Annotated in this window: 11 protein-coding genes; 6 read left to right on the top strand and 5 right to left on the bottom strand. The window is 64.0% G+C overall.

Annotation, left to right across the window (positions count from 1 at the left end; translation table 11 throughout):
• Positions 1-105 precede the first annotated feature (105 nt).
• The 3 genes from ASD45_RS11540 to ASD45_RS11530 all read left to right on the top strand — a co-directional run bounded on the left by ASD45_RS11540 (position 106) and on the right by ASD45_RS11530 (position 3,890).
• A complete protein-coding gene (locus ASD45_RS11540) occupies positions 106-1,266 on the top strand; it encodes an Mrp/NBP35 family ATP-binding protein (RefSeq protein WP_056911611.1) in 1,161 nt (386 codons plus the stop codon).
• A 211-nt stretch (positions 1,267-1,477) separates the two neighbouring features.
• Positions 1,478-2,563, top strand: a complete 1,086-nt coding sequence (locus tag ASD45_RS11535) for a TRAP transporter substrate-binding protein (protein WP_056911610.1) — start codon at positions 1,478-1,480, stop codon at positions 2,561-2,563.
• 241 nt (positions 2,564-2,804) lie between these two features.
• Positions 2,805-3,890, top strand: coding sequence for a TRAP transporter substrate-binding protein (locus ASD45_RS11530; RefSeq protein WP_056911609.1), 1,086 nt, complete (start codon positions 2,805-2,807; stop codon positions 3,888-3,890).
• 84 nt (positions 3,891-3,974) lie between these two features.
• Here the strand turns inward: ASD45_RS11530 and ASD45_RS11525 are convergent, their stop codons facing one another.
• The 5 genes from ASD45_RS11525 to gph form a co-directional block, all read right to left on the bottom strand.
• Complete coding sequence (locus ASD45_RS11525) at positions 3,975-5,795, bottom strand: TRAP transporter large permease subunit (RefSeq protein ID WP_056911608.1); 1,821 nt, start codon at positions 5,793-5,795, stop codon at positions 3,975-3,977.
• Between the two features lie 27 nt (positions 5,796-5,822).
• A complete protein-coding gene (locus tag ASD45_RS11520) occupies positions 5,823-6,365 on the bottom strand; it encodes a TRAP transporter small permease subunit (protein WP_056912733.1) in 543 nt (180 codons plus the stop codon).
• Positions 6,366-6,644: 279 nt separating this feature from the next.
• The gene (gene moaA / locus ASD45_RS11515) at positions 6,645-7,691 is read right to left on the bottom strand and encodes a GTP 3',8-cyclase MoaA (RefSeq protein ID WP_056911607.1); all 1,047 of its coding nucleotides are present in this window, start codon (positions 7,689-7,691) and stop codon (positions 6,645-6,647) included.
• Between the two features lie 197 nt (positions 7,692-7,888).
• Complete coding sequence (locus ASD45_RS11510; RefSeq protein WP_082540790.1) at positions 7,889-8,398, bottom strand: PEGA domain-containing protein; 510 nt, start codon at positions 8,396-8,398, stop codon at positions 7,889-7,891.
• Positions 8,399-8,542: 144 nt separating this feature from the next.
• Entirely contained in the window at positions 8,543-9,217 is a 675-nt protein-coding gene (gene gph / locus ASD45_RS11505; protein WP_056911605.1) for a phosphoglycolate phosphatase, read from the bottom strand.
• Between the two features lie 185 nt (positions 9,218-9,402).
• On the opposite strand from gph, the gene rpiA reads away from it, so the two are divergent.
• The 3 genes from rpiA to gor are packed head-to-tail and all read left to right on the top strand — an operon-like array spanning position 9,403 to position 12,111.
• On the top strand, positions 9,403-10,104 hold the full coding sequence (gene rpiA, locus ASD45_RS11500; protein ID WP_056911604.1) for a ribose-5-phosphate isomerase RpiA: 702 nt from the start codon (positions 9,403-9,405) through the stop codon (positions 10,102-10,104).
• A gap of 21 nt (positions 10,105-10,125) precedes the next feature.
• Positions 10,126-10,635: a DUF2059 domain-containing protein gene (locus ASD45_RS11495; RefSeq protein WP_082540789.1), complete on the top strand. Its 510-nt coding sequence runs from the start codon at positions 10,126-10,128 to the stop codon at positions 10,633-10,635.
• A gap of 54 nt (positions 10,636-10,689) precedes the next feature.
• Positions 10,690-12,111, top strand: coding sequence for a glutathione-disulfide reductase (gene gor / locus ASD45_RS11490; RefSeq protein ID WP_056911602.1), 1,422 nt, complete (start codon positions 10,690-10,692; stop codon positions 12,109-12,111).
• The last annotated feature ends 85 nt before the right edge of the window (positions 12,112-12,196 follow it).

The following is a 12,196-nucleotide window of genomic DNA, read 5'->3' as shown; positions in this document are numbered from 1 at the left end:
GCCGCAAGCCGCGCACAGCCACTCTTGCGTCCGGCCACGCAAGCGGCCAAATGGCGGGGAGCCGCGCAGCCGATGCGGCGTTTCCGGGTTAGAGGACGAAGGATCATGGCGGTGGGCAAGGACGAGGTCTTGAACGCTCTGGCGAAGGTCCGTTCGCCCAATGGCGCGCCGCTGACCGGCGAGAAGGTGCTGTCCGATATCGTCGTCACCGACGGCAAGGTGTTCTTCTCGATCACCGTGGACGCCGCCGCGGTAAAGGCCTGGGAGCCGGTCCGGGCGCAGGCGGAAGCCGCGGTCAAGGCGATGCCTGGCGTCACCTCGGCGCTGGTTGCGCTCACGGCGGAACGCGCCGCCGGCGCGGGCCGGGGTCCCCAGCCGGCGCATCAGGCGGCCACCCCGGCGGCACGGCCGCAGCCCCACAGTCACGGCCACAGCCACGGTCAGCCGGGCGAGCGGGCGCAAACCGGCATTCCCGGCGTCGAGTCGATCATCGCCGTCGCCTCCGGCAAAGGCGGCGTCGGCAAATCGACCACCGCGGTCAACCTCGCCCTCGGCCTGAGCGCGATCGGCCTCAAGGTCGGCCTGCTTGATGCCGACATCTACGGCCCGTCGATTCCGAAGCTGCTCGCCATCAAGGAAAAGCCGGAGACCATCGGCGGCACCCGCCTGAAGCCGATCGAGAAGTACGGCCTCAAGGTGATGTCGATCGGTTTTCTGATCGACGAAGAAACGCCGATGATCTGGCGCGGTCCGATGGTGATGTCGGCGCTGACTCAGATGCTGCGCGAGGTCGAGTGGGGCAAGCTCGATGTCATGGTGGTGGACATGCCGCCGGGCACCGGCGACGCCCAACTCACCATGGCGCAGCAGGTGCCGCTCAAGGGTGCGGTGATCGTATCGACGCCGCAGGATCTGGCGCTGATCGATGCGCGGCGCGGTGTCGCCATGTTCAAGCGCGTCAACGTGCCGGTGCTCGGCGTCGTCGAGAACATGAGCTACTTCGTCTGCCCGGAATGCAACACGCGCTCCGATCTGTTCGGCCATGGCGGCGCCCGCCACGAAGCCGAGCGGCAGGGCGTGCCGTTCCTCGGTGAAGTGCCACTGCACATGACGATCCGCGAGAAATCCGACGCCGGCCTCCCGGTGGTGGCGACGGATCCGGATGGTCCGCACGCCAAGATCTACCGTGACATCGCCGCGCGGGTGCTCGAACAGATCAAGGGCGGCCCCTCGCGCAGCGCCCCGAAGATCGTGATCGAGGCGTAACGCCGCACCGCTTAGCCCGCCGCGGCTTTTACCGCCGCAGGCCGTCGTCCGGGCCCAGTTTCAGGCGATTTTACGCGCTCTGCATGCGTGCAATGCAGCCATGACGCTGGTGCTGGGCTACCCGAACGGTGTAGCTGGCCGGCAAGTAATCGCCGATGCACGGCGGTGAAACGAACAAATGAAACGTCGACAAGAAAATGGAGTGATTGGAATGAAACGCCGACAATTCCTGGGCGCAGCAGGCGTGGGCCTGGCTGCGACCGCGGTCGCCGCACCGGCCATCGCGCAGACGAGCCCCGAAGTGAAGTGGCGCCTGACCTCGAGCTTCCCGAAGTCGCTCGACACCCTGTACGGCGCCGCCGAAGTGTTCGCCAAGGCGGTGGCCGAAGCGACCGATAACAAGTTCCAGATCCAGACTTTCGCCGCGGGCGAAATCGTCCCCGGCCTGCAGGCCGCGGACGCGGTGCAGAACGGCACCGTCGAAATGGCGCACACCGCGTCTTATTACTACGTCGGCAAGGACCCGACCTTCGCGCTCTACACGGCGCAGCCCTTCGGCCTGAACACCCGCATGCAGGCGGCGTGGATGGCGTTCGGCGGCGGCGAGCAGATCGCCAACGACTTCTTCAAGAAGTACAACTTCCTCGCCATTCCGTGCGGCAACACGACCTGTCAGATGGGCGGCTGGTTCCGCAAGGAGATCAAGACCGTCGACGATCTCAAGGGTCTGAAATTCCGCATCGCCGGTTACGCCGGCCAGATCTTCTCGAAGCTGGGCGTCATCCCCCAGCAGCTCGCCGGCGGCGACATCTATCCGGCGCTGGAGAAGGGCACCATCGACGCGGCCGAGTGGGTCGGTCCGTATGACGACGAGAAGCTCGGCTTCGTGAAGGTCGCGAAGTACTACTACTATCCGGGTTGGTGGGAAGGCGGCGCCATGCTGCACAACTTCATCAATCTCGATAAGTGGGCGTCGCTGCCGAAGAACTATCAGCAGATCGTCCGCAGTGCCTCGGCGCTGGCCAACGACTGGATGATCGCGAAGTACGACAACGAGAACCCAGGCGCGATCCGGCGTCTGGTGGCGGCGGGCGCCGAGCTGCGTCCGTTCCCGGCCGAAGTGATGGCCGCCTCGTACAAGGCGACGATGCAGACCTATGCGGAAACGTCGGCCAAGAATGCGGACTTCAAGAAGGCCGTGGATAGCATGCTGGCTTATCGCGGCAGCGAGTATCAGTGGTGGCAGGTGGCCGAGCTCGGCTTCGATGCCTTCATGGTGCGCGCGGTGCGCGGCTAAGGCTGTTTATTAGACCTTAGATTAAAGCCCCCGCCCGGGACGACCGGGCGGGGGTTATTTTTTGTCGATTCGGGGCCGATGCCAGCCCAAAATTTTAAAAACCCCGTCCGGCAGCGCAAATTCTGTACTGGATTTAAACCCGGCTCTCCGTCATGGTTCGCATAAGCCCCCGAGAAGTGGGTGCTAGCGGGTTTAGCCTCGGGGGTCCCCGCGTCTAAAATCTCATGGGAGGAAATAGCTGATGAAACGTCGTCAATTTATTCAGGCGGCCGGCCTTGGCGTCGCCGGTGCCGCAATCGCGGCGCCCGCGATTGCGCAGTCGAGCCCTGAAATCAAATGGCGCATGCCGGCGAGCTGGCCGAAGTCGCTGGATACCATCTACGGCGGCGTCGAAACCATGTGCAAGACGGTTTCGGATATGACCGACGGCAAGTTCCAGATCCAGCCGTTCGCGGCCGGTGAAATTGTCCCGGGCCTGGCCATCGTCGATGCCGTGCAGAATGGCACCGTCGAAATCGGCCACACTGCGTCGTACTATTACTTCGGCAAGGACCCGACCTTCGGCTTCGGCACCTCGGTCCCGTTCGGCCCCAACGCCCGCATCAACCAGGGCTGGTGGACGCAGGGCGGCGGCGACACCGTGCTGAACGAGTTCTACAAGAAGTACAACATCCGCGGCATCCTCGCCGGCAATACCGGCTGTCAGATGGGCGGTTGGTTCCGCAAGGAAATCAACAGCGTCGACGACCTCAAGGGCGTCAAGATGCGTATCGGCGGCTGGGCCGGCAAGGTGCTCCAGAAGCTCGGTGCGGTGCCGCAGCAGATCGCCGGTGGCGACATCTATCCGGCGCTGGAGAAGGGCACCATCGACGCAGCCGAGTGGATCGGTCCGTATGACGATGAGAAGCTCGGCTTCTACAAGGTGGCCCCGCACTACTATGCGCCGGGCTGGTGGGAAGGCGGCTCGATGCTGTTCGCCTTCGTCAACCTCGACAAGTGGAACGCGCTGCCGAAGCACTATCAGGCGGTGCTGGAAGCGGCCGGCCACGTCGCAAACACCTCGATGATGGCGAAGTACGACGCCGTGAACCCGCAGGCGCTGCGCCGGCTGATCGCCGGTGGCACCAAGCTGCACGTGTTCTCGCCGGCGATCATGGACGCCTCCTACAAGGCGACCATGGAGTTGCACGCGGAAGTCTCGAAGGAAAACGAGAGCTTCAAGAAGGTCAACGAATCCATGATGGCGTTCACCAAGAACACCTATCAGTGGTTCCGTCTGGCCGAGAACACCTACGATCAGTTCATGATGCGCGCGATGAGCGCCTGATCGCTCGACATATTGCGGTAAAAAGAGAAACCCCGGAGCGCAGGCTCCGGGGTTTTTTATTGGCGGGCGATGTGCGGCGACCGATTACTTGAACGTTGGCGGCGCCGCGTTGAAGTCGACCGGCGGCAGATTGTCGAGCGCAGGCACCTCGATCTTCACCTTGTTCGGATCGACGGTCGACATGCCTTTCTTGTAGTGCATCACCATCCCCGGGAAGGTGATGACCAGCGCCACCATGATGACCTGGATCACGACGAACGGCACCGCGCCCCAGTAGATTTGTCCGGTGGTGACCGGGTCGGTGCGCTGACCGGTGAGGCGGTCGATAAAGCTTTCCTTCGGCGCCACCGAGCGCAGGTAGAACAGGGCGAAGCCGAATGGCGGATGCATGAACGAGGTCTGCATGTTGACGCCGAGGATGACGCCGAACCAGATCAGGTCGATGCCGAGTTTCTCCGCGGCCGGTCCGAGCAGCGGGATGATGATGAAGGCCAGCTCGAAGAAGTCGAGGAAGAACGCCAGCACGAAGACGAAGGCGTTGACGAAGATGAGGAAGCCGATCTGGCCGCCGGGCAGCGAAGTGAGCATGTGCTCGACCCAGATGTGGCCGCTGACACCGTAGAAGGTCAGCGAGAACACGCGGGCCCCCAGCAGGATGAAGACGACGAAGGCCGACAGCTTCGCGGTCGACTCGACGGCCTGCCGGATCAAATCAAAGCTCAGTCGCCGCTTCATTCCACCAAGGATGAGCGCGCCGACCGCGCCCATCGCGCCGCCTTCGGTCGGCGTCGCGACGCCGATAAAGATGGTGCCGAGCACAAGGAAGATCAGCAGGAGCGGCGGCACCATGACGAAGGTGGTCTGCTCCGCCATCAGCGTGACCAGACGGAAGCCGGTCACCTTCTCGATCAGCGCCGCGACCACGGCATAGAACGCACCGGCCGAAAGCGCCGCCAGCAGCAGCGCCCAGTTTTCATGGCCGTGATGGTTGAAGTAATACCAGGCTGCGGCGAGAACGGCGAACGAGATGACGCTGAGATACCAGAAGCGTGTGCCGAAGATGCGGTTGAACACCGCACAGAGGAACGACACGGTCACGCCGACCGACATGGTCAGAATGACGAAATCGGCGCCGCCATTCACCTTGGTCTGGCTCATCAGCATATAGCCGACGAAACCCGAGAACACGACGAGGATGCCGAGCTGCCAGACGCCGCGCGCGCCGCTCGCCTCACGGAAACCGATGGCCTCCGCGGGCAGGCCCGGCGTCGCCTTCGGATAGATGACGCTGACGAGGAAGATGTAGAAGGCGTACAGGCCCGACAACACGAGGCCGGGGATGAAGGCGCCTTCGTACATATCGCCGACCGAACGGCCGAGCTGGTCGGCCATCACGATCAGCACCAGCGACGGCGGGATGATCTGCGCCAGAGTGCCGGAGGCGGCGATGACGCCGGAAGCGACGCGGCGGTCGTAACCGTAGCGCAGCATGATCGGCAGCGAGATCAGGCCCATCGAAATGACGGAGGCCGCGACGACGCCGGTGGTCGCGGCGAGCAGGGCGCCGACGAAGATCACCGCATACGCGAGGCCGCCGCGCACGGTGCCGAACAACTGGCCGATGGTGTCGAGCAGGTCTTCCGCCATGCCGGATCGTTCGAGGATCAGGCCCATGAAGGTGAAGAAGGGAATGGCGAGCAGGGTGTCATTGTTCATGACACCGTAGACGCGCTCGGGCAGCGCCTGCAGGAAGTCCGGGTGAAACTGGCCGAGCTCGATACCGGCGAGGGCGTAGATCAGGCCGACGGCGGCGAGTGAGAACGCTGCCGGATAACCGAGCAGCAGAAACACCACCAGCGACGCGAACATGATCGGCGCCATGTTCTCGATGATGAAGGCAATCATTGTTTGCTCCAAATCCGTCAGCAGCGCTTAGCGCTTTTCGATCGCTTCGACAGTCCGTTCAACTTCCGCCTCGATGGCGCTGGTTGAGGACGCGTAAGGATCGGGAATGAGGTCGCGCATCACCGAAGCGCGTTTGACCAGTTCCGACAGGGCCTGGATCAGGAGGAGGGCGAAGCCGATGAGCACCAGCGCCTTTGACGGCCAGACCGGCAGGCCGCCGGCGTTGCCGGACTGCTCATTGATCATCGCGGAGCGCCAAAAGAAGGGCCCCGCCGTGATGACCATGATAATGCACCAGGGCAGCAGGAAGAATGCGTGGCCGATGATGTCGATCCAGTTGCGCAGCGCCTTGGGCAAGAGCTGGTTCACGATGTCGATGCGGATGTGTTCGTTGGACATCAGCGTCCACGGCGAGCACAGCAGGAAAACCACGCCGAACAGCACCCACTGCAATTCGAGCCAGGAATTCGATGAGATGTCGAAGAGCTTGCGGATGGTGGCATTGACCGATGACACCAGCACCGCGCCAAGGATGAGCCACGCGAGGTAGCGGCCGAGCCAGGCGTTCATGGCGTCGATGGCCCGGCTGACAGGCAGCAGCGCCTTAAGGCATGCGTCGAGAGCGCTCACTATAGAAGTCCCCCCTCTGCGGGCTTCGCCCGGCCATCGCTATTTATATCGACTTTACGCGCCCCACACGCGTGCGGCCCGAGGCCACGGCCTTGTTAAGCCGTAGCCAGCATCGCCCGTCAATGGTGAAAATGGCGGCGCGGTGGCGGTGTCCGCTGGACATTCGGCTAAGGCGGTGGCGCAGTGCCGAATAGGCGGGGGTGGGCGTGAGGCGGCTGCCTAGCCGCCGGTCACACTCATGTGGCGAGCCAGCGCCGGGCGCTGCTGGCGGCGATCGATGACGAAGTCGTGGCCCTTCGGCTTGCGCAAAATTGCGGCATCGATGGCGCGGTGCAACGGCTCGTCGCCTTCCGAGGCGCGCAGCGGCGCCCGGAGGTCTGCGGCATCTTCCTGGCCGAGGCACATGTACAGGGTGCCGGTGCACGTGATGCGCACGCGGTTGCAGGATTCGCAGAAGTTGTGGGTCAGCGGCGTGATGAAGCCGAGGCGGCCGCCGGTCTCCTTGACCCTCACGTAACGGGCAGGGCCCCCGGTCTGGTAGTCGATGTCCTCGAGCGTCAGACGCTCCGCGAGACGGGCGCGCAGCAAGGACAATGGCACGTACTGGTCGAGCCGGGTTTCGCCGACTTCGCCGAGCGGCATGACTTCGATCAGCGTCATGTCCATGCCGCGGCCATGCGCCCAGGCGATCATGTCGTTGATTTCGTCCTCGTTGACGCCCTTGAGCGCCACGGCGTTGATCTTTACCTTCAGGCCGGCGGCCTGCGCGGCGTCGATACCCGCCAGCACCTTGTCCAGGTCGCCCCAACGGGTAATGGCGCGGAATTTGTCCGGGTCGAGCGTGTCCAGGGACACGTTGATGCGCTCGACGCCATAGCCCTTGAGTTCGGCGGCGTATTTCTCGAGCTGCGAGCCGTTGGTGGTGAGCGTCAATTCCTTGAGCGCGCCGCTGTCGAGATGGCGCGACAGCGAAGCGAACAGCGTCATGATCCCGCGACGCACCAAAGGTTCACCGCCGGTGAGGCGCAGCTTGTTGACGCCCTTGGCGACGAAGGCGCTGCACAGGCGGTCGAGTTCTTCCAGGCTGAGCAGATCGGCCTTGGGCAGGAAGCTCATGTGTTCCGACATGCAGTAGACGCAGCGGAAGTCGCAGCGGTCCGTGACCGAAACACGCAGATAGGTGATCGCGCGCGCGAACGGGTCGATCAGCGGCGCCGGGCGGGTTCCGGCGAGGTCGAGAGAGCTGGCGGGCGTGATCGGGGCCATTCGGAGGATCCCAGCGATTGGAGCGCGGCGGCGTAGCTGAGCCGCGCTATCATCTTTATCGCATATAGGAAATCCGGCGGGAATGACTATAGCGGGCCCCTGCGTGGAAGCGGTCCGGGAACCCGTGCAAAAGGGCCGAAAAGCAAAAACGGCGCGTCATCCGCGCCGTTTTTCGAAGATCGGGGTAGGGAAGCGGCTTACTGCTTCGGAGCCGGCCAGGGCGAAGCGCCCGCCGGTTGCTGGGCAGGGGCCGGGGTGGCCGCAGGGGCCGCGGCCGCTGCCGGAGCGGCGGCTGCGGGCTTCGCGGCTGCCGGCTTGGCCGCTGCCGGCTTCTTGGCCGCCGGACGGCGCGGCTTGGCCTTCGGCTTCGGCGCCGGCGGGGCCGCAGTCAGTTCGACCATCACCGGGTTCGGCCGGAACTGCGGCGGCGAGCCGGCCTGATCGACCGGTTCGATGGTTTCCTGCTCGGGCTGATAACCGTTGAGCGAGAAGGTAACGGTCATCGGTCCGTCGGTCGGAAGCGAAAGCGCGCAGGGCGTCTTGCACGTCTGGCCGTTGGGCGCCTTCACGTCGGCGCCCGGCGGCTCTGATTCAAATCGCACGTTGTCCACGCTCGGCCCAGGCTTCAGGCCGTCGAGGAAACTCGACGACGACGAACAACCGGCGAGCAGAAGAGCGCCAACACTAATCGCAATGACTCGGTACATTGTTTGATCCCGGTCCACATGAGCGACGAAACTCACTCGCCCGTTAATCACATTATCAATCACATTACGAGGCACACCAAGGCCTAGCAACTATTCGCCGTCCATTAACCCTAACGCGTTAACCATAACTGTGGCAGCAATGCGTTATGCCTCATCAAGCAGCGCAGCAATCTCCTGAGGCAACTGCGAAAAGTGGCTGATGAGCCGGTCGGGTGCGTAGTCCGCGACGGGCTGTTCGCTGTAGCCGAAGTCGACGGCGATGACAGGTAGGCCGGCTGCGCGGGCCGTCAGGATGTCCGTTTCTGAATCGCCGATCATGATCGCGCGCGCCGGGTCGCCGCCGGCGGCGAGAATCGTGCGGCGAAGCATTTCGGGATCGGGCTTGGCGACGCCGAAGGTATCCTGGCCGCAGATCGCCTTGAAGCGATCGCTCAGTTTCAAAGCCTCGAGCAGCATCAACGACTGCCGTTCGAATTTGTTGGTGCACACCGCCAACTGAAGGCCGCTCGCATCCAGCGCGTCGAGCGCATCGGTGACGCCGGGAAAGGGGCGCGAAAAGTCGGCGACATGCGCGGTGTAGTGGTCGACGAAATCTTTGAACAACTGGTCGAGACGCTCCGGCGTCACGGTGCGACGATCCGCCTCAAGGCCGCGGACGATCATGGCACGGGCGCCGCCGCCGATCAGTCTGCGCGCCTCGTCATAGGGCACCGGCGGCAAGCCTTCGCGCTCGAAGATCAGGTTGAGCGTCGCCACCAGATCGGGGGCCGTATCGACCAGAGTACCGTCGAGATCGAAAACGATGAGGGGGCGGGACATTGCGCGGCCTGATGTGATGACGATTGTTCGAGCCGTTCGCTAGCCGCCGGGCAGGGACGATGCAAGCGCGAATTCCGCCGTTGGAATCGGCATTTCCGGCTATTCAGGCCTGCCATTAGGCGCTAGAAAACGCCCGACCCCGATCTTCGGGGCCTGCTCCGGGACCCTCATCGAGAAACGCCGCCATGGATGCCGACGCTCAAAAACGGGCCGCCGCCGCCCGCGCGATTGACTTCGTGCAATCGGGCATGCGGCTGGGTCTCGGCACCGGCTCGACGGCCAAACATTTCGTCGATCTGCTCGGCGAGCGTGTGCGCGCCGGCCTCAAGGTCATTGGCGTGCCGACCTCGGAAGCGACGCGCGCCCAAGCGCAAGCCTGCGGCATTCCGCTGACGACCCTCGACGAGACCCCCGAGCTCGATCTGACGATCGACGGCGCCGACGAAGTGGCGCGCGATTTCAGCATGATCAAGGGCGGCGGCGGCGCACTGCTGCGCGAGAAGATCGTGGCCTCGGCCTCCGATCGCATGCTCGTCATCGTCGATGCCAGCAAATGCGTCGACAAGCTCGGCGCCTTCGCGCTGCCGATCGAAGTAACGCCTTTCGGCTTTGGCGCCACGCTGAAGGCGGTGGAGAAGGTAATCGCCGGCGTGCAACGCGGCGGTCCGCTGAAGCTGCGGCAGGGCCGTGACGGCCATCCTTTCGTCACGGATGGCGGGCACTGGATCGTTGATGCCGCGCTGGCCCGGATCGAAGACCCGAAGGCGATGGCGTGCGCGCTGGCGGCTGTGCCCGGTGTCATGGAGCACGGCCTGTTTGTTGATCTTGCGTCGATTGTGATTGTTGCCGGACCGGACGGAGTGAAAACCGTCGAGCGGGACCGGTAGGTCGAAAACGGAGTTATCACGATGTCTTTCCTTCAAGCTTCCTGGCGTGGCGTTCGCTTGACGATGGTCGCGGCCGCGCTGGTCCTGTCCGGCCAGGCGATGGCGCAGCAGCCCTCGCAGACCGCGCTGAAGACGGCTGCCGAGATCACCAAGCTCACCGGCGCCAACGAACTGTTCTCGCCGCTCATCCCCGGCGTCATCGAGCAGGCGCGGTTGTTCTTCGTGCAGCAGGACCCGACGTTGACGAACGACGCCACCGAGGTCGCCAACCAGTTGCGCAAGGACTACGAGTCGCGGCTTCAGGAGGTCTACGGCAAGGTCGTCGAGATCTATGCCGCGCACTTCACCGAGCAGGAATTGAAGGACATTCTCGCCTTCTACAGCTCGCCGGCCGGCAAGAAGCTTCTGGCCGAGCAGCCGAAGGTCGTCGATGAAAGCCTCAAATTCGCGCAGGAATGGGCTGCGACCTTGTCGGACGAGGTCATCGGCAAGATGCGCGAGGGCTTGAAGAAGAAAGGCCACAAGCTTTAATAAGCCGGGCCGCCTGACGCCTGCCGCGTTGTGACGGTGGGTGAGGCAAAGCCGATGGCTCAGACTTCCAAATCGCAATACGACGTCGATCTTTTCGTCATTGGCGCTGGGTCCGGCGGCGTGCGCGCCGCTCGCATCGCCGCGAATTACGGCGCCCGGGTCGTGGTCGCCGAGGAATTCCGTGTCGGCGGCACCTGCGTGATCCGCGGCTGCGTGCCGAAAAAGCTTCTGGTCTACGCCTCGCGTTTTTCCCACGACTTCGAGGATGCCGCCGGCTTCGGCTGGACCGTGCCGGAGGCGACCTTCTCGTGGCCGACCTTGATCGCCAACAAGGATCGCGAGATCGACCGGCTCGAGGCCGCCTATGTCGCCAACCTCGAGCGCTCCAAGGTCAAGATCGTGCGCAGCCGCGCTGTGATCGAGGACCCGCACACCGTTCGTCTGGCCAATGGCGACACGGTCACCACGGACAACATCCTGATCGCCACCGGCGGCTGGCCGCATATGGGCCCGCACATCCCCGGCATCGAGCACGCCATCTCGTCCAACGAAGCGTTGCATCTGCCCGAGCTGCCGAAGCGCATCGTGATCCAGGGCGGCGGCTATATCGCCGTCGAGTTCGCCTGCATCTTCGCCGGCATGGGCAGCGAGGTGACGCTGGTCTACCGCGGCGGCAACATCCTGCGCGGCTTCGACGACGACATTCGCGAACATCTACGCAACGAGATGCAAACGCGCGGCATCAAGGTGCTGTGCGGCCACACCGTAACGGCGATCGACAAGTCGGGCGATGAGTTCGTTTCACGCCTGTCGGACGGCCAGGCGATCGCCTGCGACAAGGTACTGTTCGCCATCGGCCGGCGTCCGAATTGCATGGGCATCGGCATGGAGAAGCTCGGCATCCGCTGCCACGAGCATGGTGGGATCGAAGTCGACGAATATTCGCGCACCTCGGTGGCGAACATCTATGCCGTCGGTGATGTCACCAACCGCGTTAATCTGACGCCGGTGGCGATCCGCGAGGGCCATGCCTTCGCCGACACGGTCTTTGGCGGCAAGCCGACGCGGGTCGATCACGTTCAGGTGCCGACGGCGGTGTTTTCCGAGCCGGAGCTCGGCGTCATCGGCCTGACCGAGGCGCAGGCCCGCGAGCGGTTCGATATCGTCGACGTCTACAAGAGCACCTTCCGGCCGATGAAGGCGACCCTGTCGGGCCGGGCGACCCGGGTATTCATGAAACTCCTGGTCGATGGCGAGACCGGGAAGGTGGTCGGTTGCCACATCGCCGGGCCGGACGCCGGCGAGTTGATCCAGCTCATCGGCATCGCCGTGAAGATGGGGGCCACCAAAGCTGACTTCGACGCCACCATGGCGGTGCACCCGACCATGGCCGAGGAACTGGTGACGATGCGCGAAAAGGCGGCCAGCTATAGCCGGAAAACCGCCGGCGAAGGCGCTGATAAGGCTGCCGAATAGGCCCGGAGCCCGGTTTGGGCTGCCCGCGCTATTGGCTGGCCTCGGCTGGCCGCTTTCGTGTATAACCCCGCCAAATCGTTGGAGT

The sequence above is a fragment of the Pseudolabrys sp. Root1462 genome (assembly GCF_001426945.1).
GTDB lineage: Bacteria > Pseudomonadota > Alphaproteobacteria > Rhizobiales > Xanthobacteraceae > Pseudolabrys.
This window is presented reverse-complemented; position numbering and strand designations above follow the sequence as displayed.

Coding starts and splice junctions, on each gene's coding strand:
- ASD45_RS11540 (WP_056911611.1), top strand. CDS start 106: ATGGCGGTGGGCAAGGACGAGGTCTTGAACGCTCTGGCGAAGGTCCGT.
- ASD45_RS11535 (WP_056911610.1), top strand. CDS start 1,478: ATGAAACGCCGACAATTCCTGGGCGCAGCAGGCGTGGGCCTGGCTGCG.
- ASD45_RS11530 (WP_056911609.1), top strand. CDS start 2,805: ATGAAACGTCGTCAATTTATTCAGGCGGCCGGCCTTGGCGTCGCCGGT.
- ASD45_RS11525 (WP_056911608.1), bottom strand. CDS start 5,795: ATGATTGCCTTCATCATCGAGAACATGGCGCCGATCATGTTCGCGTCG.
- ASD45_RS11520 (WP_056912733.1), bottom strand. CDS start 6,365: ATGAACGCCTGGCTCGGCCGCTACCTCGCGTGGCTCATCCTTGGCGCG.
- moaA (WP_056911607.1), bottom strand. CDS start 7,691: ATGGCCCCGATCACGCCCGCCAGCTCTCTCGACCTCGCCGGAACCCGC.
- ASD45_RS11510 (WP_082540790.1), bottom strand. CDS start 8,398: ATGTACCGAGTCATTGCGATTAGTGTTGGCGCTCTTCTGCTCGCCGGT.
- gph (WP_056911605.1), bottom strand. CDS start 9,217: ATGTCCCGCCCCCTCATCGTTTTCGATCTCGACGGTACTCTGGTCGAT.
- rpiA (WP_056911604.1), top strand. CDS start 9,403: ATGGATGCCGACGCTCAAAAACGGGCCGCCGCCGCCCGCGCGATTGAC.
- ASD45_RS11495 (WP_082540789.1), top strand. CDS start 10,126: ATGTCTTTCCTTCAAGCTTCCTGGCGTGGCGTTCGCTTGACGATGGTC.
- gor (WP_056911602.1), top strand. CDS start 10,690: ATGGCTCAGACTTCCAAATCGCAATACGACGTCGATCTTTTCGTCATT.